Consider the following 25,868-nt stretch of genomic DNA (forward strand, 5'->3'; position numbering starts at 1 on the left):
CGGGTGAGCATCATGGGGGCATTGTGCCGTCGTGTGCCGCGGTTCCACAGTGTTTGCCGTCATGTCGGACATGACAGATGTCACAGCCGGTTTGTGACAGCGGTGACTGTTCGAGTTGACGAGGGGGTGATCGAATAGTCATACACGACGCCACACATGGAGGTGGATCATGAAGAAAGCACTTGTTGCGGCACTGGTAGGACTCGCGGTCATCGCTTCGGCGTGCAGCATCGATGTCGAAGCGAATCCGGATGGGTCCCTGACGGTGACATCGCACATCGAAGAAGCGCGTTTCCAGGCGGCGCTCGACGCGATGGTCGATGATCCGGCTGTCGAGCAGCTCGAAGTCGAGTTCTTCGACGGCTATGTGACGGTTTCCGGGACCGGACCCGACGAGTTCACAGGCGAGATCGCCACGATCGAGTTCCGGGCCGATCTCGGAGTCGAGGACGGACATCTGGCGGTCGATATCTCGGACGCGACCTACAACGGCAACGAGGTCCCGCGTTGGATGGTTGCGATCTGGAATGAGAGCCTTGCGAGGAGCCTCGAGCGGGAAGGACGCAAGGATCCCGATTCGACCCTGACCACCGTTGAGGTCACCGACGACGACATCACAATGGTCTGGCATGTCGAGACCGAGGCAAGCAAGACCTGATCCCTGGCAGTAGCCGCCGAGGATCCCCCGACTTCTCAGATAGGGAAGGTCGGGGGATCCTTCGGTGGCTCTTGAGGAGGCGACACTCCAGGCGGCTCTCCCCCCGCCGTGTCCCGGGCCCTTGGTTCGTGGTTCGTTCGAAGGAAGTCGCCCAAGCCCATGAAGGCGAAGACCACCACGATGATCGCGGCGAACACGAAACCGTTCACGATCGCCACGGGCACCGCGATCGCCACCGCGGTCCAGGTAACGATCTGCGCGATGAGCGGCGCCCGTCGCTCGTCGAAGACCGCGATCAGATGGAGGACCATGTGTCCGCCGTCGAGCGGCATGATCGGGATCCAGTTCAGGATGCCCCAAACAAGTGCCGCGAACACGAAATAGCCGAGGAAGTCGATGGACGCGTCCGGCCACCGGTCGAACATGCCAAGCCTTCCGAGGCCGATGATGGCGAGACCCGCGACGATCCCGACACCTGACCCCATGGCCGAGATCGTGAACGATCTGCCATGGCTCATGGGTTGTTCGCCCTCGGTGAACGATGTCAACCCACCAAGGCCGTACAGGGTGATGCTCACCTTGCGGGCCCCGAATGCCTTGGCCGTGAGGCCGTGGCCGAGTTCGTGGAGCAGGATTGCGATGAACACGGCACCAACCCACAGGCTCACCGCAGCAACGGAACTCCTCGGCCCGAGCACCGCGATGATGAGGAAGGAGATGTGGATCTCGATGGGGATGCCGAACAGACGGAACCGAAGCATCACCGCAAGATATCAGGCACCCGCTGCACCTGACTCGCCGCAGCTTCCTACAGGTTGATGTCGAACAGCGGTCCGATCAGTTGGAGTCCGATCGCGTCGCCAATCCAGGCGAAGAGAACGAACAGCATGATCCCTGCACCGGCGATCGACAGGTTCTTCATGAAGCTGGTCATCTCGATCTGGGCGACCATCCCTTCATCCGTCCAGAAATGGTGGACCATGAAGGCCGCGGTGAGACACCACAGTGCGATCAGAAGCGCACCGAGATCCGTCCAGACACCGAGAATGACCGAAAGGCCACCGGCAAGGATCCAGATCCCTGACAGGTACACCATCGTCGATGCGCTTGCAACACCACGCATCTGTGCATATTCGGCGGTGTTCTTGTGTTGGAGGAGATGACCAGCGATCGCGGAGCTGACGAAGATCAAGCCGAACAGGATTCGGCCCACCAGAATCAGCCATTCCATGGGTACCTCCTTGTCCGAACCGAACAATACACGCCAGCGATCGAGGCGGCCGGCGATCAGCACCGTGGGTCAGATCGGACAACCGGGTTCCGACAGAGAACCTCTGGCTCAGAGCGACGCTCTCGTCGAGGCAGGTTCCACCCGAGAAGCAAGATCACCACATCTTCCAACCCGCCCCGGTGAACCGACATCTGACCTCACGACGACGGCATCAACGACCGACGCCGGACTCTCGCGAGACGATGCGGTTCGGGTCAGTCGTCGGATGAGTCGGTGTCGCCTCCGATCGAGGCGAGCCACTCCGCGGCATCCGTTGGCAGCGTGTCGCTCGACCCCGTGCCGTCGAAATCCCCGAGAAGGTCACCGGCGAGCGGAACCGCAGCGCCGGGAATCATCGGTTCGATCTCCTGATAGATCGACGAACCCGTCCCTGCCGGAATCAGCTTCCCGATGATGACATTCTCCTTGAGGCCGCGCATGCGGTCCGACTTGGCGTTCAGCGAAGCCTCGGTCAGAACCCGCGTCGTCTCTTGGAACGAAGCTGCCGACAGCCACGAATCGGTCGCAAGGGATGCCTTCGTGATACCCATCAGCTCGGGTCGTCCCTCGGCTGGCTGCTGTCCGTCCTTGACGAGCTCCCGATTCGTGTCGCGGAACTCCTGGGCATCGACGAGCTCGGCTGGCAACCACGGGCCTTCACCCGGGTTCACGATCCGTACCCGACGGAGCATCTGGCGCACGATCAGCTCGATGTGCTTGTCGTGGATGTCAACACCTTGCGAGCGATACACCTCTTGCACCTGCTCGACGAGGTACCGCTGACACGCACGCACGCCCTGGATCTCGAGGACCTCCTTCGGGTCAAGCGGCCCTTCGGTGAGCTGGGTTCCCGGCTCGATGACATCGCCCTGGGCAACCCGAAGTCTGGCTCGTACCGGAAGCGGATACGACACCTCGTCGTCCCCGTCCACGACCACGACCGAGCGGTCCCCCGATTCGGGATCCTCGTCGATGCGGACGGCGCCCCCCATCTCAGAGAGAATCGCGACGCCCTTCGGCGTGCGGGCCTCGAAGAGTTCCGTGACACGGGGAAGACCGTGCGTGATGTCCTCGCCGGCGATACCACCGGTGTGGAAGGTCCTCATCGTCAACTGCGTCCCGGGCTCCCCGATCGACTGCGCAGCCATGATCCCGACCGCCGTTGCTGGCTCAACGAGGGAGCCAGTCGCAAGGTCGATGCCGTATGAGAGTTGTGAGATCCCGTGTCGGCTCTCGTCGGTGAGCGGCGAGCGGACCCGAATCGTAGTGACATCCTTCAACGCCGAAAGGCCGTTGACCGCTTCACGATCGAGAATGAAGCCCTTCCGGAGCTTTCGCCCATCCGGGAGTTCGGCGAGCTTGCGCGCGACCTTGACATCCTCAGCCAGAACCCTTCCGAAGATCCGATCCCGCAGATGACGCACATCGCGCACACCGCCTGCGCCATCTGGCTCCTTGACCGTGACCACAAGACCGGGATCGTCGGTCTCCTCGTCGTGGATGATGATCTCTTGGCTGACATCGACCAGACGACGGGTCAGATAGCCGGAGTCCGCGGTGCGCAGCGCCGTATCAGCGAGTCCCTTGCGAGCTCCGTGGGTCGAAATGAAGTACTCGAGCACGGTGAGGCCCTCACGGAAGTTCGCCTTGATCGGCTGGGGGATGATCTCACCCTTCGGATTGGCGACGAGACCTCGCATACCTGCGATCTGACGCAGCTGCATGATGTTGCCCCGTGCACCCGAGTTGACCATCATGTCCATCGGGTTGAACGGATCAGCCTGCAGCGTCTCCTGCATGGCGTCTTTGACCTTGTCCGTCGCCTCGGTCCAGATCTCGATCAGGGCCGAGTGTCGCTCATCGTTGGTGATGATGCCCTTTTGGAACTGGCCCTCGACCTTTGCCGCGCGAGCCTCGAACTCTTCGAGGATCTCCTTCTTCTCCGGGGGCGTCTTGACATCTTGGAGTCCGATCGTCAATCCGGCCCGCGTCGCGTAGTGGAAGCCGAGTTCCTTGATGTTGTCGAGCGTGTTCGCCACATCGGGCTTGTCGTAGGTGTGGATGACCTCTTCGACGATCGTCCTGATGTCCCCCTTGCGCAGGACCGCGTTGAGGTACGGGAAACCCTTCGGGAACGCCCCGTTGACGAGGGCGCGCCCAAGCGTGGTTTCGACGATTGCGTTCCCGTCGACGGGCTCATCATCGATGAGATGCTTGAGGAGGGGCTTGAGCTCGGCGTGGAGTTCAGCATCCCCTGCGAGCCATCCCACCCGCACCTTGATCGGTGCATGCAGTGACAGATCTCCGAGTTCATAGGCCATCAACGCTTCGTCGACCGAAGCGAACGCACGGCCTGCGCCCGTAGCGTCCTCGTCGACCGCCGACAGGTAGTACATGCCGATGATCATGTCCTGTGACGGTGTGACGATCGGTCGACCGTCGGCTGGACGGAGCACATTGTTCGCCGACAGCATCAGGATCCTGGCTTCAGCCTGTGCTTCGGACGACAGGGGCAGATGGACCGCCATCTGGTCGCCGTCGAAGTCAGCATTGAACGCTTCACATACGAGCGGATGGAGCTGGATGGCCTTTCCCTCGATGATGACCGGCTCGAATGCCTGAATCCCGAGTCGATGCAGCGTCGGCGCGCGGTTCAGCAGCACCGGATGCTCTTGGATCACATCAGCAAGGACATCCCAGACCTGGTATCGCCGCCGTTCAACCATGCGCTTCGCCGCCTTGATGTTCTGCGCGATGTCGAGGTCGACAAGCCGCTTCATCACGAACGGCTTGAACAACTCGAGAGCCATGATCTTGGGAAGGCCACACTGGTGGAGACGAAGGTCAGGCCCAACGACGATGACTGAGCGTCCCGAGTAGTCGACTCGCTTCCCGAGCAGGTTCTGGCGGAACCGACCCTGTTTGCCCTTCAGCATGTCGGACAGCGACTTGAGCGGGCGAGAACCGGGCCCGGTCACAGCACGACCACGACGCCCGTTGTCGAAGAGGGCATCGACGGCTTCTTGCAGCATCCGCTTCTCGTTGTTGACGATGATCTCGGGTGCACCGAGATCCATAAGTCGCTTGAGACGGTTGTTGCGGTTGATGACCCGTCGATACAGGTCGTTCATGTCCGATGTCGCGAACCGGCCGCCGTCGAGTTGCACCATCGGGCGCAGGTCCGGAGGTATGACAGGGATTGCGTGGAGAATCATGCCTTCGGGATCGTTCTTCCCGTCTGCGAACGGCTGGAGGACCTTCAGTCGCTTCATCGCCCGCTGGCGCCGTTGTTGGGAATTGGCATCGAGGTCCTCGCGGAGCTTCGCGACCTCTTCGTGGAGATCCATCCGCGCGATGAGATCCCCGACATACTCGGCTCCCATCCCACCCGTGTAGTAGTCACCATACCGGTCGATGATCTCGCGCCAGAGCTGTTCGGAATCGATCAGGTCGCGCGGCGCCATCGTCTTGAAGGTGTCGAACGCATCGTCGAGCAGCTCGACTTCGACGCGCGCCCGATCGTCGCGGTCCTTGATCTCCCGCTCCACTTCCTTCTTACGAGCACTGATCTCGTTTGCCTTTGCTCCGGCGTCCTCCATCTGCGCGAGTTCACCTTCGAGGCGCTCCAAGCGAGCGTCACGCCACTCCTCGAACTCCTCGGTGATGAGCACCCGTTCATGGCGGGCGGCTTCTTCGAGGTCCGGCAGGTCCTTGGTGCGCTTGTCGTCGTCGACATGGGTGACGAGATACGCAGCGAAGTAGATGACCTTCTCGAGGTCTTTCGGCGACATGTCGAGGAGGTAGCCGAGCCGACTCGGGACACCCTTGAAGAACCAGATGTGGGTGACCGGGGCCGCCAACTCGATGTGTCCCATCCGTTCGCGCCGCACCTTGGCCCGTGTCACTTCGACACCGCAGCGCTCGCACACGACCCCGCGGAACCGGACGCGCTTGTACTTGCCGCAGTAGCACTCCCAATCCCTCGTGGGCCCGAAGATGCGTTCGTCGAACAGCCCGTCTTTTTCCGGCTTGAGCGTCCGGTAGTTGATCGTTTCGGGCTTCTTGACCTCACCGAAGGACCATGACCGAATCTGGTCCGACGACGCGAGGCCGATTCTCAGTTCATCAAACAGCTGTGTCACTTTGCGCTCCCGCCTTCACATCTCACATCTTGGATTGGAACAAACGCGTGGCTCTACACGGTCTCGAGGTCGGGTCGCTCCGGTCGAGAAATGTCGATGCCGAGCGACTGGGCGGTACGGAACACATCCTCTTCGAGATCCTTGAGTTCCACCTCTTCGCCTGCGGAGAGCATCTCCACATTGAGGCACAGCGACTGCATCTCCTTGACGAGCACCTTGAATGACTCCGGGATCCCTGGCTCCGGGATGTTCTCTCCCTGAACGATCGCCTCATAGACCTTGACCCGCCCTCGGACATCGTCAGACTTGATCGTCAGCAGCTCCTGGAGCGCATAGGCGGCGCCGTAGGCCTCAAGGGCCCAGACCTCCATCTCGCCGAACCGCTGCCCGCCGAACTGCGCCTTCCCGCCGAGCGGCTGTTGCGTGATCATCGAGTAGGGGCCCGTCGACCTCGCGTGGATCTTGTGGTCAACGAGGTGGACCAGCTTGAGGATGTACATGTACCCGACGGTGATCGGCGAGTCGTACGGAAGGCCCGTCCGCCCGTCGAAGAGCTTCCCCTTGCCGTCGGCGTCGATCAACCGGACACCGTCACGGTTGGGCTTCGAGTTGGCGATGACCTTGAGAACCTCGTCCTCGTGTGCGCCGTCGAACACGGGCGTCGCGACTCTCGTCCACGGCTCCGCACCGGCTGCGGCGGGACTTTCGAGATCGTCGAATGAATCCCACCCGGTCGCGGCGGCCCACCCGAGGTGTGTCTCGAGGACCTGACCGAGGTTCATCCGCGACGGCACTCCGAGCGGTGACAGGATGATGTCGACGGGGGTCCCGTCCTCGAAGAACGGCATGTCCTCCTCGGGGAGGATCTTGGCGATCACACCCTTGTTTCCGTGCCGACCGGCGAGCTTGTCACCCGCGGAGATCTTTCGTTGGTTCGCCACATAGACCCGCACGAGCTCGTTCATCCCCGGCGGAAGGTCGTAGCCGTCCTCACGGCTGAACTCCTTGACGGCGATCGCCTTGCCGGACTCTCCGTGGGGGACCTTGAGCGAGACATCCCTGACCTCGCGCGCCTTCTCGCCGAAGATCGCCCGCAGCAGCCGCTCCTCGGGAGTGAGCTCCGTCTCACCTTTCGGCGTGACCTTTCCGACGAGGTAGTCACCCGGTCCGACCTCGGCGCCGATCCTGATGATGCCCCTGTCGTCAAGGTCCATGAGGACCTCCTCGGCAACATTGGGGATGTCGCGGGTGATCTCCTCGGCACCGAGTTTGGTGTCGCGAGCTTCGATCTCGTGCTCTTCGATGTGGATCGACGACAAGATGTCCTCTTTGACGAGTCGCTCGGAGATCACGATGGCGTCCTCGAAGTTGTGGCCCTCCCACGGCATGAACGCGACCATCAGGTTGTGTCCGAGTGCGAGTTCACCACCGTCCGTCGAGGCACCGTCTGCGAGGGGATCACCCGCCTTGACCTTGTCGCCTTCGGACACGATCGGCTTCTGATTGATGCAGGTTCCCTGATTCGAGCGCTCGAACTTCTCGAGGGTGAAGGTGTGCTTCGTGTTGGTCCCGGCTTCCTTGACGACGATCTCGTCACCCGTCACGGTGACAACCTCACCATCGACCGGTGTCACGATCACCTCGCCCGAGTCCTTGGCGGCTCGTTCCTCCATGCCTGTCCCGACAAGGGGAGCATCCGATCGGATGAGTGGCACGGCCTGACGCTGCATGTTCGAACCCATGAGAGCCCGGTTCGCGTCGTCGTGCTCGAGGAAGGGGATCAGCGCCGTTGCGATCGAAACTACCTGTTTCGGTGAGACATCCATGTAGTCGACCTGGTCGCCCGGAACATTGTCGACATCGCCGCCGGTCTTGCGTACGAGGACCCGATCGTTCGCGAAGGTCCCATCGGGATTCAACGGTGCATTGGCCTGGGCGATGACATGGCCCTCTTCGAGTGCAGCGGTGAGGTAGTCAACCTGGTCGGTGACCTTCCCGTCGATCACGCGCCGGTACGGTGTCTCGATGAATCCGAACCGGTTGACCCGGGCGTAGGAGGCAAGGGACCCGATGAGGCCGATATTCGGGCCTTCCGGCGTCTCGATGGGACACATCCGCCCGTAGTGGGAAGGATGCACATCGCGGACCTCGAATCCCGCTCGCTCCCGGCTCAACCCGCCGGGGCCAAGCGCAGAGAGGCGCCGCCGGTGGGTGATCGATGCAAGGGGATTCGGCTGATCCATGAACTGGCTCAGCTGCGATGTGCCGAAGAACTCCTTGATGGAGGCAACAACGGGCCTGATGTTGATGAGCGTCTGTGGGGTGATCGACTCTGGATCCTGGGTCGTCATGCGTTCGCGCACGACGCGCTCGAGCCGGGTGAGGCCGACGCGGATCTGGTTCTGGATCAGCTCACCGACGGTGCGGATCCTGCGGTTCTGGAAGTTGTCGATGTCATCGACTCGGTACCCGTCTTCCCCGCGGTGGAGGGCCATCAGGTACTTGATCGTGTTGACCATGTCCTTGTCGGTCAGCAGACCCTGTTCCTCGGATGAGTAGTTCTCGAGGATGTCGGTGCCGATCTCGCCGGTGAGTTTCTGGTTCAGCTTGTAACGCCCGACCCTGGTCAAGTCATATCGTTTCGGTGTTCTGAACAGGGTCTTGATCAGCGACCGTGCCGAATCGACCGTGGTGAGCTCACCCGGCCGCAGTTTGCGGTAGAGGTCGAGCAGTGCCTCGTCACGAGTCGAAGTCGGGTCCTTCTCGATCGTGTTGCGAACCAACTCTGAGTCTCCGAGCAGCGCGATGATCTCTTCGTCGGTCTCGGCAATCGACAGGGCGCGCAGGAAGGTGCTGACGAACTGGCGACGCTTGCGATCGACGCGCACACCAATGGTGTCCTTCTTGTCGATGTCGAATTCGAGCCAGGCACCACGCCCCGGAATGACCTTCGAGGCATACAGGTTGCGTCCGGAGGTCTTGTCGGTCGAACGATCGAAATAGACGCCGGGACTGCGCACGAGTTGGGAGACGACGACGCGCTCCGTGCCGTTGATGATGAAGGTTCCGTTGTCGGTCATCATCGGGAAGTCACCGAGGAACACCTGCTGTTCCTTGATCTCCCCGGTTTCCTTGTTGAGGAAGCGGGCGGTGACGAAGAGGGGTCGCGAAAAGTTCGCGTCGCGGTCCTTGGCTTCTTCGATCGTCAGGGGAGGTTCATCGAATCGGTGATCGGACAGTTCGAGGGCGAGGTTGCCGGTGAAGTCCTCGATGGGGGAGACTTCCTCGAACATCTGCTTGAGCCCGGAGTCGAGGAAGGCCTGGAACGACTCTCGCTGGATACCGAGAAGATCGGGAACCTCCTGGACTTCGGGGATCTTTGCAAACGAGAGCCTTGTGGAACGCGCACGGGCCAACGCGGGTCCTCCTCCATCTAGGGCGTGACAGCGACGAAGCTGGGAACGGTGTTATGGGCGAATCGCAGAGGATAGCACAAAATCGGCATAGCACGCAGCTATGCCGGCTCTTCGATCGGAGAGTCGTGAAATCGTCTTCAACTGTGAATTGCAGGATACCCGACGCGACGCCGACGGTCAAGGAGGAAAGAGTCCACCACGGTTCACATCTCACGATTGACCGTTGTCAGTCAGCCATCGAGGCGGGCTTGTGAGCGACCACGAGGATGTGCGGTCCGAGCCCGAGGAGGGTCGGTTCTGATTCGATTGCGCGAGCGGCGTTGATGATGATTTGGCGTCGCTCGGGGTCGTCCCACGATCGAAGAAGGCGCGGAATCCATGCTGCGATGCCTTCGACACCTAGCACAGCGTCGACCACCAATCCTGCCGCGCGGGCCTCGGTTCGGGCCTCATCGGGTCGATGGAAGTAGGCGGTCGTGAAGTACTCGGATCCCTCGGGTGGACGGTGCTGTCCGTCGGCGAGGTCCCGCTCCATCATCGTGCGAAACGCTGGGTCCCAGATGGCGTCCTCGGCGAGACCACTGAAGAGAGAGGCAAACCGGCTGATGATCGAGGCAACAACAACGCCTCCGGCTCGACAGACACGAGCCGCTTCGCTCCACACCCGATCTCGGTCGTCAGGTTCGGGAAGGTGATAGAGCGGACCAAGGAGCAAGACCACATCGTACGAAGAGTCCTCCGCTTCGAGCGCACGCCCGTCTCCGACCCGACCGCTGAACCCTCGGCGGCTCGAGAGTCGGTCGTTCGCCTGGCGCACATGTCTCGGGACCGGATCGATAACATCAACACTGTGGCCGCAATCGAGCAACCATGCGGCATGCACCCCCGACGCTCCACCGACATCAAGAACCCGCGAGGGTTCGGCCGGTAGGTACCGTTTGACGATCTCCCTCGTGCGGATCAACTCAAGCTCGCCGATTCCCGATCGAATCCGCTGGTCCTCATCAAACGACTCCGAGTAGTACCTCAGGATGTCGGCATCGAACGGCGGCTTGTCCATCACCGGACAATACCCGACCGACCCGTCCCTGCTTCAGGGGTGACACGGTTGCCAGCTGCGATCCGGGATCCCCCCCGACGCGGCGAAAGGGGAACGGCCGGAGCCGCTCCCCTCTCGCGCGCTGGTTCGTCCCGGTCAGGTCGACAGCTACTGAAGCTCGATCGTCGCACCCGCGGCTTCGAGGGCTTCCTTCGCCTTGTCGGCAGCTTCCTTGTCCACACCCTCGAGGATCTTCGAGGGAGCCTCGTCGACAAGGGCCTTGGCCTCCTTGAGGCCGAGGCTGGTGAGACCCCGAACCTCTTTGATCACCTGGATCTTCTTGTCGCCTGCGCTGGTGAGGACGACATCGAAGTCGTCCTTCTCATCCTCGGCGGCAACCTCTTCGCCGCCTGCCACGACGGCCGCGGCTGCCACAGGGGCCGCGGCGGTCACCTCAAACCTCTCCTCAAACGCCTTGAGGAACTCCGACAGCTCGAGAACTGTCATCTCCTCGAAGGTGCTGAGCAACTCGTCGGTCTTGGTCTTTGCCATGTTGGTTATTCCTCCTCGCCATCGGCAGATGGCGCAGCGTCGTCGGTGTCGGCTTCATCATCGGCCTCATCATCTATGGATACTTCGGTCTCGGCTTCTTCGTCTTCGGTGTCGCCATCGGTCTGTGTGTCGTCGATCTCGGGCACCTCGTCGCTTCGGTCCTCGGCGACCTCGTCGCCACTTGACGATGTCTCGACCGGGGTTTCATCCTCGGCCGGACCAACTGGCTCGTCATCGACCGCAGGTGCTTCCTGCTCCTTCCGGGCGAGAAGCTGCTGGAACACCGATGCCGCGTTTCGTGGAAGTGCAGCGAGAAGCCCGGCGAGGTTCGCCATCGGTGCCTTCATGGCGCCGGCAAGCTTCGCGAGGAGCACATCGCGAGGCTCGATGTCCGCGAGCGTGGAGATCGTCTCGGGCGTCACGAACTCGTTCCCGAGCAAACCCCCCTTGATCACGAAGACATCGTGGGCCTTGGCGAAGTCCTTGAGCGCCTTGGCTGCCGTCACCGCATCCCCGTCGCTGAAGGCGAGTCCGGTCGGGCCGACCAGCAACTCGTCGAAGGCCTCAATGTCCAAGTCGGCTACAGCGAGCCGGGCGAGGGTCATCTTCACGACCCTGAACTCGGCTCCACTTGCACGCAGCTCACGCCGTAGGGTTTGCTGATCCTTGACCGAAAGGCCCGCGTACTCGGCGAGGAACACAGCTTGTGATCCTTCGATACGCGCTTTGATGTCGGCGACTGCCTGAACCTTCTCTGGTCGCGGCATCGAGTCGTCCTCCTCAGTCGGGCTTCCGTGTTCCCCATCCCGGCCCGACAATGAAACAGAGTCCTGACACACGGTTACAGGACTCTCGCTGAGGATCGGCCTGCGCTGGCTGTGTCGCCACGGTTACGCCCTTAGGGCGCCAACGGTCTCGGGTCGGTATGAGGTTTCGGCCAGTGTACTACCAGATACCAGATACCTACCAGATGTCAGATACCTACCAGATGTCAGATGCCAGAGGTCAGATACCAGATGCCAGATGCCAGATACCAGATGCCAGATGTCTGTTGTCTGTTGTCTGTTGTCTGATGCCAGATGCCAGATGCCAGATGCCAGATGTCTGATGTCTGTTGTCTGTTGTCTGATCCAGATGTGCGCGGGTTGCGGTCGACGCTTCCCACCTGATGCAAATGCGTCGCTTGGAGAGGGAGATCGCCGGAGGAAGTGGTGGTGTGTGTTGAGGATCGTGCAGACGGCGGGCCAGGATGCCATCTACTCGTTCGTCCGCAACCGACCGGGGTAGGGTCCGGTCGCATGGGGCTGCGGTATCGGTACCACCTGATCGAGACGGTGGTGGATCGTCTCTCGTTGTCCTTCCTCCAGCGATCCCCGCTGTGACCCCATGGTCGCCGTCCGAGCGACGAATGTCAACCCGTTTCGCCGCGTGACGCGAATGCACCATGACCATGCTGGCCCTCGGAACGGTTCGACCGATGCGGATGGTGTTGTTTCCCGCTGAGATTCAGGGCCCGGTGACGGTTATCGTCGTGTCTTGAGCAGATCGTTGACGGCCGTTGTGTCGACCTTGATGCCGGGACCCATCGACGAGCTGAGCGAGATCTTGCGCATGAACACGCCCTTGGACGATGCTGGGCGGGCACGCTTGATCTCGTCGGCCACGGTGAGGAAGTTGTCGACCAGTTTGTCGATCTCGAACGAGACCCTGCCGATCGGGATGTGGACATTGCCGTACCGGTCGTTTCGGTATTCGACGCGTCCGGCTTTGAATTCGGCGACGGTCTTGGCGACATCGGTCGTCACGGTTCCGGATTTCGGGTTTGGCATCAGGCCGCGGGGGCCGAGGACCTGACCGAGCTTTCCGACAACGGGCATCATGTCGGGGGCCGCAACGGTCACATCCCAGTCGAGGGCCACCGCTCCGCTCGAGATCTGCTCGGCGAGATCCTCGCCGCCGACGAGATCAGCTCCCGCTGCCTCTGCCTCTTTGGCTTGCTCATTGGCGAAGACGGCAACGCGAACATCCTTGCCCGAGCCGTGAGGAAGCGACACGGTACCGCGGACGATCTGGTCTGCCTGTCGAGCATCGATGCCGAGCTGGAACACCACATCGATCGACTCGTCGAACTTCGCATACGCAAGGCTCTTGACGAGGCCGAGGGCGTCCTCGGGTGCGTACACCGCCTCATGATCGTAGCTCCGCTGCGCTTCGGCAGCCTTCCTTGAAACACGCATGGTGTTGTTCCTTTCGTGGTGTCACGGGCCGTGCGGCCCTCCCACTGTCGTGTACATTGCTCCTCGGTGGATCAGCCATCGCCTCCGGCTAGGCATCCACCACGGTGAGTCCCATCGACCGGGCGGTCCCCTCCACGATGCGCATCGCGTTGTCGATGTCGTTCGCATTCAGATCAGGCATCTTCGTCTCGGCGATCTCCCGCACCTGTGCCTTGGTGACCGATCCGACCTTCTCCTTGTGAGGGATCGCCGATCCCTTCTCGACCCGCGCCGCCTGACGCAGGAGCACGGCTGCTGGTGGCGTCTTGGTGATGAAGGTGAACGAGCGATCCTCGTAGATGGAGATCTCGACCGGAATGATGGTGCCCGATTGGGAGGCAGTTTCGGCGTTGTATGCCTGAACGAAGTCCATGATGTTGACGCCGTGCTGGCCAAGCGCAGGACCCACCGGTGGCGCCGGGCTTGCCTGGCCTGCCGGGATCTGGAGCTTGAGCACCGTCATCAGTTTCTTGCGGCCCATGAATCAGTTCCTTGTCTCAGTATTTGATGATCTGGTCGAAGTTCAGCTCGACGGGGGTTTCCCGCCCGAAGATGTCGACGAGGACCCTGACCTTGGACTGGTCGACATTGATGTCCTCGATGACCCCGTTGAAGTCCGCGAATGGGCCCTCGACCACGCGTACGGTCTCTCCGACTTCCCAGGCCGGCTTGAAGGTGGGCTTCGCCTTCTTTGCGCCCTCTTCCTTCGCGACGCCAAGGATGTGTTCGACTTCCTTGCGCGACAGGGGTGTCGGCTTGGCGCCGGAAACGAACCCGGTGACATTCGGCGTATTGCGAACGGCGTACCAGGAATCGTCATCCATGTACATGCGGACGAGGACATAGCCGGGGAACTTCTTGCGTTCCACGGTGACTTTCTTGCCTGCCTTGTATTCGACGACATCCTCCATCGGGATCACGACATCGAACACCTTGTCCTCGAGGTGCATCGACTTGACCCGGGTTTCGAGGTTCACCTTGACCTTGTTCTCGTAACCCGAGTAGGAATGGATCACATACCAGGCACCCGGGAGGTCGTAGGGGCTCAGCGGCCTTTCGACGGCCTCGTCGGCACCCTCGACATCGACTTCTTCGTCAATTTGGACTTCTTCAACCGCCATCAGATGATCGCATCCAGTACTTTGATGACCGCCCGATTGAAACCCCAGTCAAGGCCGAAGACGACCAATGTCAGAATCGTCGTCACGCCGAACACCACGACGGAGTAGGTCGTGAGCTCCTCACGAGACGGCCAGGCCACCTTCTTCAGTTCCTGCCTGACCTCGCGGAAGTACTTCGTGGTTCGCTGGATCAGGCTGAGCTTCTCGCCTTGCTTCGACTTCTTCTGGCGCGGACCTTCGGAGCGACGCTTCTTCGCGCGCTCCTCCTCCTTCGCCTGAAGGCGTCTCATTTCACGATTCACTCGTACTCCTCGATGTCCTGTTTGCAGGGGTGGCGGGACTCGAACCCACAACATCTGGTTTTGGAGACCAGCGCTCTGCCAATTGGAGCTACACCCCTCCGGCCTCGTGGGGCGCGGCGGGGAAGTATATGTGCTGCCACTCCGAAGTGTAAACCGCACAAGAACCTGACGACGGCACGATGTCACAGTCGTGTGCCTGGGTCTCGACCCGGCGTACCGAATTCCAGCCCCGGGTCGTACCCCGGGCTGGCAGTCGGGTATAGCCGGGTGGAAACCCCGGGTTCAGCCTGGTGGGATCTGTCGGAGCGCCGTGCGAACGGTCTCGACAACCGAAGAGGGAGAATTGGAAATGTCTGACCAGGTGAACCTCATAACCTTCCAACCGTTGACCACCGCGTCACGATCTCGCCGGCGGTCGTTCTCGAACGTCTTTTTGCTTCGGTGCCACTGGAATCCGTCAAGCTCGATCGCCAACTTACGGCTCGGAAATGCGAAGTCGAACCGCTCCATTGGTGACCAGGGTATAGGGTACTCAACCTCGTAATCATCGATTCGTGCCCCGTCGACGAGTCGACGGAACCGAGCTTCGAGGACGGAGGGCGGGATGTCTACCGTGTATACGCCACCAAGTACCTGCCGCATGCGCGACGTTCCCGGCTTGCCTCGTCGACCGATTTGGCGGTGCATTCCCGCGAGTTCCGCGGCAGTGGTCTTCCCACTGGCGATGGCGTCATCTACCAAGCGCTCCAGCTGCGTCAGCTGCAGATCTGCGGCCAAGTCGACCAGGGTACGGGCGACTTTCGTGACCGGTAGCCCGTCGATCACGGTTGAGTGCTCAGACAACAAGTCCGATGATCTGACAACCCGAACCCCGGGAAAGATATGCGTCGTCCGTGGGTGCACGGTGACCACTGCTCGAGAACTGGCGACGCCGATTCCGTGTAATCCCGCGGCTGTCATGTGAGACACCACCGCGCCCCTCAGGGCGGCAACGGCTCCTCGGGCAAGATCGGTACCGTCACGGGCGGGCAACAGGCGATAGACTCCACGACCGAGTCGATCCCACGAGCCGGACTCGATCCGGGCGGCGATGCGGTCGTCTGACATGCCATTCGATGCCGCCTGAGCGTGAGTCACAATCCCGCCTTGGGAAAAGGCGAGATGATTCAAGCGGCGGTCGGCACTCACCTCGGCATCGTCCGTCATTGGAGATGCCAAGTCCAGACCCCCGTCATCACATTCGACCAACCGAGGGCTCCCACTCGGCGATATCCGTGTAGGAGCCCGGGGTACAACCCTGGGTTGCCAGCAGAAGGATCAGGCTGCGCGGATTCTGCGGAGGTGGATGATGACTGCGGTTCCCGCAGCGGCTGTGGCAACAACGGCGGCGGCGACCGGAACCCGCAGCGAAAGGCGGCTTTCGAGATCCGGGACAGCGACGGGACCGAGGGAGTCCATCACGGCATCCGTCAGCCGTTCCGGCGCCCGGTGAGCATCTCGTGGCAGTCCGGCCAACCCGTGACCAATGACCACGACCGAGGCGATCTCCGCAGAGCAATCCCCACACCGACCGGCGTGGGACGCGAGCGGTCCGGTCACTGCAGAAGGCCCCATCGTGTCGATCGCCATGTGCACCGCGGAACACAGCACGCTCATGTCACCGCTCCTACCGAGCCACGCAGGGCCGCTCGCAGATCCTTCCGGCCGCGGTGCAGGCGGACCTTCGCGGCGGTGACGGAAATGTCGAGATGCGCCGCGATTTCGGCATGGGTCCACTCGTACACATCCTTGAGCACGACCACGGCGCGCACACCGTCTGAGAGTCCGAGGAGGGCCTGTTCGATGTGTGGTGCCATCGCTGCCGATACACCTGCCCGCGCCGGATCGATGACCGTCGATTCCGGCTCACGGTTCAGCTCATCGATCGGATCGAGCCGCACCCGGTTCCGTCGTGTCCGGTGGGTCCATGCCGTGTTCACGGTGATGCGATGCAGCCAAGTTGTGAACTTGGCATCGCCACGGAAACCTGGTATCGCTCGCCATGCGCGCACGAAGGCGTCCTGCGCGACATCCTCGGCGAGGTCTCGGTCTCGAACCAGCCGCACGGCCAATGTGTACACCTCGTGTTGGTGGCGCCGCACGAGCTCGCCAAAGGCATCCCGGTCGCCCTGCCGAGCGCGATCGACCAGATCGTACGGTTCGAGGGGTTCGACCCGTTCCCGATACATCCCGTTACGCCTCTTCCGCCATCACCGTTGCCGTTCCAGTTACCAGGGTTTCCCCGTCTCGATCCAAGAACAAACGCACCGTATCACCATCGGCCGTTGCCTGCACCATCGCCTGCTCGGCTGGGAACAGGGCGCTTTTGAACCGGACCTTCACACTCCGAATCCGTCCGTATGTGAGTGCCGCTTGGACCATCCAGCCCAACATCAGGAGCCCGTGCACAACAACGCCCGGCATCCCGGCCGACACTGCCGACGCATGGTCCCAGTGAAGAGGATTGAAGTCCCTCGTCGCCGCTGCGTACCGGACGAGATCGCTCCGGCTCGCCGACCGCAGCAGCGCCTCCCCGGACCGCTCGTTGCGAGCCACTTCCCACACACCGGGCTCGGTGTGCTCGTCGGGTGGCCGCTCAGCTGCACGATTGGACAAGAGGAAGGTCGAAACGGATCGCACCGTTACCTCGCCGCGCGACTCGGCCGTTGCCTCAAAGGTCACAAAGAACGAACCGCCGCGCTCGCGAACCTTGCTGATGGTTCCCGTGACGACCTGGTCCGTTCCGGCCCGGATCGGTGTGGAGTACTCGAACGACTGGTCGACATGCATGAGCGTTGCCGTGTAGGCGATGATCCGGGGGTCGTAGAGGAATCCGTCCGCAACGGCGAACAGCAACACCGAGGCGTATCCGGGTGGGGCTTCGTCGACCCACGCGGCCGGGTCGCCAGAAGTTGCGGTCACATACGCAGCCACCCCGTCGGCGGTCACCGCGACCTGGACCGGTCCGATCGTGTGACCGACGAGATCAGCTGGCGTGGGGTTGTCCGTCATCGCCGCCACGGTAGCGATTCCAGACCGTTCACGGTGAGGCCCGCTGCGGCGCCCTCGTGGGCAGCCGCCATTCCTGGCTCTCGGCCCGTGCGGGTTTGGTCACCGAGGACACGAAGGAGTGGACGGTCTCCGATAGGTGTCCGCTGGTAGGGTGAGACATCGATCAAGGAGAACCGATGGCGGCGAATACTTGGACGATCAACTTCCTGCCGAACGACGGGGGTCGTTTCACCGGGAAACTCGCCCTCACCGAGACCGACCTCATCTTCAAGTGCCTGTACGACTCAAGCAACGCGGAGATCATCAAGGGAATCGGTACGACCTTGGGGGCATTCGCGGCCAGCGGAGGCCACGCCTCCTATTTCCACGACACCGAAACCGACTTTGGGTTCACCCTCCCGCGATCGGACATCGCAGGAGCCCGGATAACGAAGAAGCGCCTCATGAAGCAGGCCGTGGTCACGATGAAGGATGGATCCGAGTTCGTGTTCGACTACGGAATGTTGAACCCGAGAAACCTGGTGAGCGCGATCAACGGCGAGAGCTAACGCGTTTCTCTGTGAGGAGTTTGCTCACGACACCACTTGCAGAACTTCTTCAACTCGAGGCGGTCCCTCGTGTTGGTCTTGTTCTTCGTGGTGACATAGTTGCGCCGTTTACACGACTCGCAGGCGAGCGTGATCGGCGGTCGCTTATCACTGGCCATTGGTTCTCACTTCGTTCGAATGTTCACGGTTCACTGTTGACTGTTGACTGTGAACTGTTGACTGTCTACTCAATGATTTTGGTGACTCGGCCTGCACCAACCGTGCGGCCACCTTCACGAATCGCGAACCGTAACCCTTCATCCATCGCGATCGGTTTCCCCAATGTGACCGTCATCTCAGTGTTATCACCAGGCATCACCATCTCAGTCCCAGACGGCAACGCAACCGCACCCGTCACATCCGTTGTACGGAAATAGAACTGGGGCCGATACCCATCAAAGAACGGATTGTGACGCCCACCCTCATCTTTGGTCAACACATACACATTGGCCTCAAACACCGTATGGGGCGTAATCGAACCAGGAGCCGCCACCACCTGACCACGCTCAACATCATCTTTGCCAATACCCCGCAACAACAACCCCACATTGTCACCAGCACGACCCTCATCTAACAACTTACGGAACATCTCAATCCCCGTCACCGTCGTGGTCTGCGAATCACGCAACCCAACAATCTCAACCTGATCCCCCACCTTGAGCGTCCCAGACTCAATCCGGCCCGTCACCACCGTGCCACGACCCGTAATCGAAAACACATCCTCAACCGGCATCGCAAACGGCTTATCCGTATCACGAACCGGCTCTTCAATATACGAATCCACCGCAGCCATCAACTCAACAATCGCCTCAGCAGCAGACGCATCCCCCTCCAACGCCTTCAACGCAGAACCCCGCACCACCGGCACCTCATCACCAGGAAACTCATACTCAGACAACAACTCACGAACCTCAAGCTCCACCAGATCCAACAACTCATCGTCATCAACCTGATCAACCTTGTTCATAAACACCACCAACGCAGGCACCCCAACCTGACGAGCCAACAACACATGCTCACGCGTCTGAGGCATCGGACCATCAGCAGCAGACACCACCAAAATCGCCCCATCCACCTGCGCAGCACCCGTAATCATGTTCTTGACATAATCCGCATGCCCCGGCATATCCACATGCGCATAATGCCGATTCTCCGTCTCATACTCCACATGAGCAATCGCAATCGTGATCCCCCGCTCACGCTCCTCAGGCGCCTTATCAATATCCTCAAACGCCGTAAACACAGACGACCCAGACCCAGACTCAGCCAACACCTTCGTAATCGCAGCCGTCAACGTCGTCTTCCCATGATCAATATGACCCATCGTCCCAACATTCACATGCGGCTTCGACCGCTCAAACTTCTGCTTCGCCATCGTCAGGTCCTCCCGAACCGGTCCGTACTGTCGTGTGCGTAGCGGCGGGCAGACTTGAACTGCCGACCTCGCGATTATGAGTCGCGCGCTCTCACCAGCTGAGCTACGCCGCCATATTCGCCGCTCTCGCGATGAATCGTCAGGCACCCGCCCGACACATCCCGGACATCACCGGGACAGAACGGGAGTATATGCCAGTCAGATGTCAGACTTCAGATGCCAGATGCCAGATGTCAGATGCCAGATGCCAGACGCCAGATGTCAGATGCCAGATGCCAGATGTCAGATGCCAGATGTCAGATGTCAGATGTCGGACTGCGTCGAAGGATCGCGAGGTGGCGACACGGGAATCAAGCGCGGGATGTCAGCCTTCTCCGAGATTCGAGCCTGTCGAGCGGGCTGGAACGAGGGCCGAGAGCGCATTGCCGCCAACCCGGCGTGCGAGTTTTCCGAGTAGCACCTCAAGTCGGGCAAGTTCCTCACCGGTGAGGTGTGACCCGACGTGTTCCTCAATCCCTCGGAGGTGGACACGACCTGCTTCTGTGAACACTTCTGCGCCCCTGGGTGTGAGCGCAACGAAGGTTCCCCGGCGGTCGGAGGCGCAAGAGCGACGTTCGACGAGGCCATCGGACTCGAGTCGATCGATGAACCGAGTGGTCGCGCTACGGCTCAACCCGATCTGATCTGCGAGATCGCTTGGCCGCATCGACGCCTCATCGGACTGGGCGAGAATCAGAAGGATGGAGTACCACTCGAGGGATATGCCCATTTCATCGCTCATCTCGCGGGAAAGGACGGTGTTCACCCGCGTGAAGGCTGTCATCACGCTTCTCCACGCGTCCGATGCGGGCGTGGACTTCATCTTCACCGTCGTCATGTTCATGACCCTAGAGAATATGGTTGCATAATGCAATCATCTAGGATATAGTTGCACATAGCAATCATTGCTGATAGCAACTACAGGAGGATGCAATGTCAACAACAACCCAGAATCCCACCCGCACGGTCGATGGCGCCACGGTCCCTGCCGTCGGTAAGTGGGATATCGATGGCTCCCATACCTCAGCGGAATTCGTGGCCCGCCACTTGATGGTCACGAGAGTCCGCGGCGGTTTCGGTTCCATTGCGGGCACGGTCGATGTAGCAGAGGACCCAACCGATTCCGTGGTCGAGGTCACGATCGACACCGCGTCGATCACGACCGGAGACGATGAGCGTGATGCTCATCTCAAGTCCGCCGACTTCTTCGATGTCGAGAATCATCCCGAGATGAAGTTCGTATCAACGGCAGTGCGTGCCGCCGGGTCATCTTGGATCCTTGAAGGCGATCTCACCATCAAGGGTGTCACAAGGCCCGTGACCCTTGACTTTGACTTCGCCGGTGTTGCCACCGACCCGTGGGGAAACCAGAAGGCTGCCTTCTCGGCGACCACCACAATCAACCGAGAGGACTGGGATCTGAGCTGGAACGTTGCCCTCGAAACCGGCGGCGTGCTCGTCTCGAAGAAGATCAACATCGAGATCGAGATGCAAGCTGCTCGGTCACGCAGCTAGCAAACGGAGATGTAGCAAGGGGTGGGTCACCCCGCCCGTTGCGTCGCGCTTGCCCGATGCATCGGCGAGGTCCCGACCCATCCCCACAGCTCCGACCAACCCACCCCACAATGAGTACCCAGATCGGGCGCCACTCGGAACCGCGTCTTGCAGCTCGTACATGGTGATCATCGAGTCGAGACGCACCGCGTGAAGTAGCAATGGAGCCTCCTCCGGGATTTGAACCCGGGACCCCCTCCTTACCATGGAGGTGCTCTGCCACTGAGCTAAGGAGGCCGGAGAGTTCACGGTCTACCGTTCACAGCTAACAGTCAGATCGACTGTGAACTGTAAACGGTGAACGGTGAACTTCCTACGTGCTGGGAGGAGGATTTGAACCTCCGAAGGCTTCGCCGGCAGATTTACAGTCTGCTCCCTTTGGCCGCTCGGGCATCCCAGCGCAGGGGCGAGGATACTGCCTCGAACTGTGTGTCGCTTCTTCGGTTATCTGGGCAGATCCCGAACCGCGTCCGCACCCCTGGCTCACGGCGACTCCTGGACCTCAGCGGATACCCGACGCCATGCGGTGGAGGCGCGCGATGCGCTCCTCGATGGGAGGGTGCGTCGAGAACATCTTCGACATCCGGCCGGGACCGCGCGAGCCGAATGCCTTGAGCGGATCGGCGATGAACAGCTGGGACACGGCAGGGTTGACCTGCATCGGATGACGGGCCGTTCCCATACTGATCTTTTCGAGCGCACTCGCAAGTGCAAGGGGCGAGCCGGTCGACTCGGCTCCGTCGTGGTCCGCCTCGAACTCCCGCGAACGGCTGATCGCCATCTGGATCAGGGCAGCAGCGATCGGGGCGAGGATCATCGCAACGAGTCCGACGATCGCGGTCGCACCGTTGTCCCGACGCCGACCCATGCCACCCCAAAACGCCATCCTTGCAAGGAGCGTGAGCGCGGCGGCGATGGTTGCTGCGATGGTCGAGATGAGAATGTCACGGTTCTTGACATGCGCGAGCTCGTGCCCGAGAACTCCCTCGAGTTCACGATGATCCAAGATGTCGAGGATGCCGGTCGTAACGGCAACGGCAGCGTGCCGCGGGCTGCGCCCCGTGGCGAAAGCGTTCGGTTGGGGCGAGTCGATGAGGTAGATGTCCGGCATCGGCATCCTCTCGCGCTGCGCGAGGGATGACACGATCTGATACACATCGGGGAGCTCGTGGGCCTCGACCGGCGTTGCACGAGCCGACTTGAGTGCGATCTTGTCGGAGAAGAAGTACATCGCAAAGTTGAAGACGACCGCAAAACCGAGGGCGATGATCCCGCCCGAGGTGCCACCGATCAGGTAACCGACACCGATGAACAGCGCCCCGAGGAACGCAAGGAGCGCCGTCGTCTTGAGGTTGTTCATGCAATCAGCGTATCAACCGGTGCCTGATATCTCGCCGTCGGTTCGAACCTTCGCACCGAACCACGGTGGATTCCGTCCGTAGCTCAATCCACGCGGGAAATCCGTTCGGCCGTCACGACCGCGAACCCCCCGAAACCTGCTGGGTCGAGTAGCGCGCGGAGGGCGAGTCCGTCGGATCGAGCCTTCAGCTGACCCATCACATCACCCGCCTTGGCGCAGGCAATCTCCTGCTGTTTCAGACGGTCGAGGGTCTCTTGCGCGCCGAGTGACCGGAGGAAGTCGCTCTGGAGCTGCGACTCGACATCTGCTCCCGCCGTGGTAGCGACCGAGGCCACGGCATCGGTGTTGACATCGACCGTGATGTCGGTCTCTCCGGGGTGACGCAGGTAGTCGAAACCGGTGCGTTGGCGGCGATAGGTACGAACAACCTCTCCGGGGGGCCTGGCTGCGAGCTCATCAGCGACGCCGCCGTAGTCGAACACGACAAGCGCCACCTCATCGAACGCCTCGAACACTTGAGCGACCAGGTCGGATGCCCGAAGCTGTACCGAAGCAACGGTGCCCACGGGAACACTGCCGATATGTTCGGAGGCCCAACTTGCGACCTCCGGCCGAACGGAAAGATCGACGAGACAGAGCGACCCGTCGTCGGCACCAACGGCCACCTCGATCCATCCCTCTGGCGTCCGGCGAACGATCGCAGCCGGAATGTTGTCGAGGACCTCGTTCATCACGACGACCGCCCCCTTCGCAGCGATCTCCCCAATCGACCGGACGGCCTTCGTACCGGGTATCGAAGCAATGATGCCTTCCCGCGCCGGCCTCGACCGCTCGATGACATAGGTATCGATCCCGCCGACGACCCCGAGCATCGGGCCGAGGAGGGCACCTGTCCCGCCCCCGATCTCGACGACGATCCAATCGTCTCGGATTCGGGCCTTCGCCCACTCCCCAACCAAGGTACCGAACAGCGGACTGATCTCGGGCGCCGTCACGAAGTCCGCGGTGGCACCGGGCCCGCCTCGGCCTGCTGCGAAGAAGCCGTGGTTCTCGTCGTAGAGACACATCTCCATGAACACATCGAAGGGCATCGGCCCGGAGGCCTCGATGTGTTCGAGAATCTGCGAAAGCATCCAAGAAAGTGTAGGTTCGCACCATGACAGCCGACGATTGCGCCCTCTGTGCCGGTTCGGCAATGGACGAAGCACTGATGCGAACCGAGGTGTGGTCGGACTCCCTTTGGCGGCTGACCACCGCCGAGTACACGGAGGTTGCCGGATTCTCCTACCTCGAACCGCGCCGTCACATCGCCGATATCACGGAACTCGACGGTGACGAAGCAACCACGCTCGGGCCGACCATCGCAGCGGCATCGAAGGCCATCAAGGAAGCAACGGGTGGGGAGCTCGTGTATGTCTATGTGTTCGGAAACGGCATCGATCATCTTCACATCCACCTCGCCCCATGGCGGGAGATCGGTAGCCCGCTCGTAGGCGAGATGATCAAAGGCGCCCGTCACCTCACCCGCCTGCCCTCAGGGGCCGAAGTGCTCGTCTCGGACCGTTACCCGCTCGTTGACCATGAGATCTCCCTCGCGGCGATCGCCGACATCCGCGACCGACTGAATCCGTAGACGGCCCGGCAGCTCACCGCGCACCGCGAATCACCGATCGCGCTCCAGCAGGGTGTGGTAGTCGGCCGTGGTGTTCACATCGACCGGACTTGCCGAGTTCACCCCGAGCTCAAGCACCTCACGCTCGTCAAGTCTGGCAATGAATCTCCACAGTGCGCGTGGACCCTCGAGCGTCGCAGCCGTGAGAAACGAGGCCGACGAGAGAACAATCGGATGTCCCGGTCCGTCGGTGTAGTGAACGATCCCCGCGGTTGCTCCCGAGGCGATCACCCGGGTCGCGAGGAGTCGGACGACTTCAGGATCGACGCCGGGCATGTCTCCCAGGAGTACCGCAGCGGCATCAACATCGTCGAGCACCGCGAGGCCTACCCGCAACGATGAGGCATTCCCGGCCGTTGGATCCGGGTTGTCGACAAGGACGGCGCGGTCTCGCACCGCTGAAGCCACCTCCTCACCGTGGAAGCCGGTCACCACCACAACCGGCTCGGCGCCCGAGGCGGACGCTGCCGCGACGACGGCTTCGACCATCGTCGATCCACGAAACGGCAGGGTCATCTTCGGCGCACCCATACGCGACGACTCGCCAGCAGCCAGTACGATCGCGGCGAACCGGACCGTTGCCGATCGTCCGGCGTCGGCTTCGGCTATGTGAGGGCACCTTCGATCGCACGCCGCACATACACACCGGCGAGATGCGTGCGGTAGTCCACCGACGCGAACAGATCCTCGAGGACATGCACCCCATCGGTGGCGTGGGACGCCGCCGCAGCGATCGCATCTTCGGACCCGTCCGAACCTGCAAGGACATCGGAGCAGCCCGTTGCGAGGTACGGCTTCGATGACACCCCTGTCACCGCGACACGGGCCGAGGTCACCGTCCCGTTGCTCCGCTGCACCCACGCCGCCGCAGCGGCAATCGGGTAGTCGGTGTTGCCCCCATGCCGGCCGAGCTTTCGATACGCCGACGACCCACCCTTCGGGATCGTGATCTTGGTAAGGATCTCGTCAGGCTCCAACGCGGAAGTCAGCGTGTCGACGAAGAAGTCGGCGGCCGCGATCTCGCGGGTTCCGCGCACCGATGCTGCGTGCATGGTCGCATCGAGCGCAAGGGCTCCGGCTGGCTGGTCCGCAGATACATCGGCATGCGCGAGCGAGCCGCATGTGGTTCCGCGGTTGCGCACCTGCGGGTCAGCTGTCGACCCAGCAGCCTCTGCGAGGGCGGTGGCGTGTTGCTGGACCAGTTCGCTCGAAGCGGTCTGGGCGTGTCGAACCATCGCACCGATTGACAGGTGATCACCCTCATCGGTGATCTGGTCGAGTCCGGGGATCCGCGAGATGTCGATGACCGTTGTGGGGCGGACGATGCGTAGCTTCAGCATCGGGATGAGGCTCATACCGCCGCTGAGAACCTTGGCGTTCTCCGCTCCGGACAGTGCAGCAACAGCCTCATCGAGGGACGCCGGAGCCATGTAGTCAAAGCTTGGTGGGAACAT

General features: G+C 61.5%; 26 protein-coding genes and 4 tRNA genes. 4 read left to right on the top strand and 26 right to left on the bottom strand.

The window, feature by feature from the left end:
* Positions 1–169: 169 nt before the first annotated feature.
* Positions 170–658: a hypothetical protein gene (locus tag R2823_00655; protein MEZ5174706.1), complete on the top strand. Its 489-nt coding sequence runs from the start codon at positions 170–172 to the stop codon at positions 656–658.
* A gap of 35 nt (positions 659–693) precedes the next feature.
* On the opposite strand, the gene R2823_00660 is transcribed toward R2823_00655, so the two are convergent.
* The 16 genes from R2823_00660 to R2823_00735 all read right to left on the bottom strand — a co-directional run bounded on the left by R2823_00660 (position 694) and on the right by R2823_00735 (position 17,827).
* Complete coding sequence (locus R2823_00660) at positions 694–1,419, bottom strand: hypothetical protein (GenBank protein MEZ5174707.1); 726 nt, start codon at positions 1,417–1,419, stop codon at positions 694–696.
* Between the two features lie 47 nt (positions 1,420–1,466).
* Positions 1,467–1,889 carry a DoxX family protein gene (locus R2823_00665; GenBank protein MEZ5174708.1) on the bottom strand — a complete coding sequence of 141 codons (423 nt, stop codon included), beginning with the start codon at positions 1,887–1,889 and terminating at the stop codon, positions 1,467–1,469.
* A gap of 254 nt (positions 1,890–2,143) precedes the next feature.
* A complete protein-coding gene (locus tag R2823_00670) occupies positions 2,144–6,070 on the bottom strand; it encodes a DNA-directed RNA polymerase subunit beta' (protein MEZ5174709.1) in 3,927 nt (1,308 codons plus the stop codon).
* Between the two features lie 53 nt (positions 6,071–6,123).
* Positions 6,124–9,486 carry a DNA-directed RNA polymerase subunit beta gene (rpoB, locus tag R2823_00675; GenBank protein MEZ5174710.1) on the bottom strand — a complete coding sequence of 1,121 codons (3,363 nt, stop codon included), beginning with the start codon at positions 9,484–9,486 and terminating at the stop codon, positions 6,124–6,126.
* Between the two features lie 226 nt (positions 9,487–9,712).
* Positions 9,713–10,546, bottom strand: coding sequence for a class I SAM-dependent methyltransferase (locus R2823_00680; GenBank protein MEZ5174711.1), 834 nt, complete (start codon positions 10,544–10,546; stop codon positions 9,713–9,715).
* Between the two features lie 147 nt (positions 10,547–10,693).
* The gene (rplL, locus tag R2823_00685; protein ID MEZ5174712.1) at positions 10,694–11,077 is read right to left on the bottom strand and encodes a 50S ribosomal protein L7/L12; all 384 of its coding nucleotides are present in this window, start codon (positions 11,075–11,077) and stop codon (positions 10,694–10,696) included.
* A 5-nt stretch (positions 11,078–11,082) separates the two neighbouring features.
* Positions 11,083–11,844 carry a 50S ribosomal protein L10 gene (gene rplJ / locus R2823_00690; protein ID MEZ5174713.1) on the bottom strand — a complete coding sequence of 254 codons (762 nt, stop codon included), beginning with the start codon at positions 11,842–11,844 and terminating at the stop codon, positions 11,083–11,085.
* Positions 11,845–12,600: 756 nt separating this feature from the next.
* Positions 12,601–13,314, bottom strand: a complete 714-nt coding sequence (gene rplA, locus R2823_00695; GenBank protein MEZ5174714.1) for a 50S ribosomal protein L1 — start codon at positions 13,312–13,314, stop codon at positions 12,601–12,603.
* Between the two features lie 88 nt (positions 13,315–13,402).
* Positions 13,403–13,834 (bottom strand): 50S ribosomal protein L11, encoded by a 432-nt coding sequence (gene rplK, locus R2823_00700; protein ID MEZ5174715.1) that lies wholly within the window; start codon positions 13,832–13,834, stop codon positions 13,403–13,405.
* Between the two features lie 16 nt (positions 13,835–13,850).
* Positions 13,851–14,474: a transcription termination/antitermination protein NusG gene (gene nusG / locus R2823_00705; protein ID MEZ5174716.1), complete on the bottom strand. Its 624-nt coding sequence runs from the start codon at positions 14,472–14,474 to the stop codon at positions 13,851–13,853.
* Positions 14,474–14,776 (bottom strand): preprotein translocase subunit SecE, encoded by a 303-nt coding sequence (secE, locus tag R2823_00710; protein MEZ5174717.1) that lies wholly within the window; start codon positions 14,774–14,776, stop codon positions 14,474–14,476. The genes nusG and secE overlap by 1 nt, the downstream gene beginning before the upstream one ends.
* A 24-nt stretch (positions 14,777–14,800) precedes the next feature.
* Positions 14,801–14,874, bottom strand: a tRNA-Trp gene (locus tag R2823_00715).
* Between the two features lie 184 nt (positions 14,875–15,058).
* Positions 15,059–15,883, bottom strand: a complete 825-nt coding sequence (locus R2823_00720) for a DUF559 domain-containing protein (protein ID MEZ5174718.1) — start codon at positions 15,881–15,883, stop codon at positions 15,059–15,061.
* 210 nt (positions 15,884–16,093) lie between these two features.
* A complete protein-coding gene (locus R2823_00725) occupies positions 16,094–16,432 on the bottom strand; it encodes a hypothetical protein (GenBank protein ID MEZ5174719.1) in 339 nt (112 codons plus the stop codon).
* The gene (locus R2823_00730) at positions 16,429–17,004 is read right to left on the bottom strand and encodes an RNA polymerase sigma factor (GenBank protein MEZ5174720.1); all 576 of its coding nucleotides are present in this window, start codon (positions 17,002–17,004) and stop codon (positions 16,429–16,431) included. The genes R2823_00725 and R2823_00730 overlap by 4 nt, the downstream gene beginning before the upstream one ends.
* A 4-nt stretch (positions 17,005–17,008) precedes the next feature.
* Positions 17,009–17,827, bottom strand: coding sequence for a MaoC/PaaZ C-terminal domain-containing protein (locus tag R2823_00735; protein MEZ5174721.1), 819 nt, complete (start codon positions 17,825–17,827; stop codon positions 17,009–17,011).
* Between the two features lie 176 nt (positions 17,828–18,003).
* Between R2823_00735 and R2823_00740 the strand changes: the two genes are divergently transcribed.
* Positions 18,004–18,375, top strand: coding sequence for a hypothetical protein (locus R2823_00740; protein ID MEZ5174722.1), 372 nt, complete (start codon positions 18,004–18,006; stop codon positions 18,373–18,375).
* On the opposite strand, the gene rpmG is transcribed toward R2823_00740, so the two are convergent.
* The 4 genes from rpmG to R2823_00760 all read right to left on the bottom strand — a co-directional run bounded on the left by rpmG (position 18,372) and on the right by R2823_00760 (position 20,666).
* Positions 18,372–18,533 carry a 50S ribosomal protein L33 gene (gene rpmG, locus R2823_00745; GenBank protein MEZ5174723.1) on the bottom strand — a complete coding sequence of 54 codons (162 nt, stop codon included), beginning with the start codon at positions 18,531–18,533 and terminating at the stop codon, positions 18,372–18,374. The two genes, R2823_00740 and rpmG, sit on opposite strands and share 4 nt — an antisense overlap.
* 65 nt (positions 18,534–18,598) lie before the next feature.
* Entirely contained in the window at positions 18,599–19,789 is a 1,191-nt protein-coding gene (tuf, locus tag R2823_00750) for an elongation factor Tu (protein ID MEZ5174724.1), read from the bottom strand.
* A 39-nt stretch (positions 19,790–19,828) separates the two neighbouring features.
* A tRNA-Met gene (locus tag R2823_00755) sits at positions 19,829–19,902 on the bottom strand.
* A gap of 251 nt (positions 19,903–20,153) precedes the next feature.
* Complete coding sequence (locus R2823_00760) at positions 20,154–20,666, bottom strand: MarR family transcriptional regulator (protein ID MEZ5174725.1); 513 nt, start codon at positions 20,664–20,666, stop codon at positions 20,154–20,156.
* Between the two features lie 95 nt (positions 20,667–20,761).
* On the opposite strand from R2823_00760, the gene R2823_00765 reads away from it, so the two are divergent.
* Positions 20,762–21,343, top strand: coding sequence for a YceI family protein (locus R2823_00765; GenBank protein MEZ5174726.1), 582 nt, complete (start codon positions 20,762–20,764; stop codon positions 21,341–21,343).
* Positions 21,344–21,544: 201 nt separating this feature from the next.
* Here the strand turns inward: R2823_00765 and R2823_00770 are convergent.
* From R2823_00770 to R2823_00785, 4 genes are all read right to left on the bottom strand, one after another.
* A tRNA-Thr gene (locus R2823_00770) sits at positions 21,545–21,619 on the bottom strand.
* An 81-nt stretch (positions 21,620–21,700) separates the two neighbouring features.
* Positions 21,701–21,782: transfer RNA gene (locus R2823_00775), tRNA-Tyr, on the bottom strand.
* 102 nt (positions 21,783–21,884) lie between these two features.
* Entirely contained in the window at positions 21,885–22,742 is an 858-nt protein-coding gene (locus tag R2823_00780; protein MEZ5174727.1) for a zinc metalloprotease HtpX, read from the bottom strand.
* 83 nt (positions 22,743–22,825) lie between these two features.
* Positions 22,826–23,875 (bottom strand): SAM-dependent methyltransferase, encoded by a 1,050-nt coding sequence (locus tag R2823_00785; protein MEZ5174728.1) that lies wholly within the window; start codon positions 23,873–23,875, stop codon positions 22,826–22,828.
* Positions 23,876–23,898: 23 nt separating this feature from the next.
* Between R2823_00785 and R2823_00790 the strand changes: the two genes are divergently transcribed.
* Positions 23,899–24,375: a hypothetical protein gene (locus tag R2823_00790; GenBank protein ID MEZ5174729.1), complete on the top strand. Its 477-nt coding sequence runs from the start codon at positions 23,899–23,901 to the stop codon at positions 24,373–24,375.
* Between the two features lie 30 nt (positions 24,376–24,405).
* On the opposite strand, the gene R2823_00795 is transcribed toward R2823_00790, so the two are convergent.
* Entirely contained in the window at positions 24,406–25,023 is a 618-nt protein-coding gene (locus R2823_00795) for a nucleotidyltransferase family protein (GenBank protein ID MEZ5174730.1), read from the bottom strand.
* Positions 25,020–25,868: a xanthine dehydrogenase family protein subunit M gene (locus tag R2823_00800; protein MEZ5174731.1), complete on the bottom strand. Its 849-nt coding sequence runs from the start codon at positions 25,866–25,868 to the stop codon at positions 25,020–25,022. The genes R2823_00795 and R2823_00800 overlap by 4 nt, the downstream gene beginning before the upstream one ends.

The sequence above is a fragment of the Acidimicrobiia bacterium genome (assembly GCA_041393965.1).
GTDB lineage: Bacteria > Actinomycetota > Acidimicrobiia > Spongiisociales > UBA5794 > UBA5794.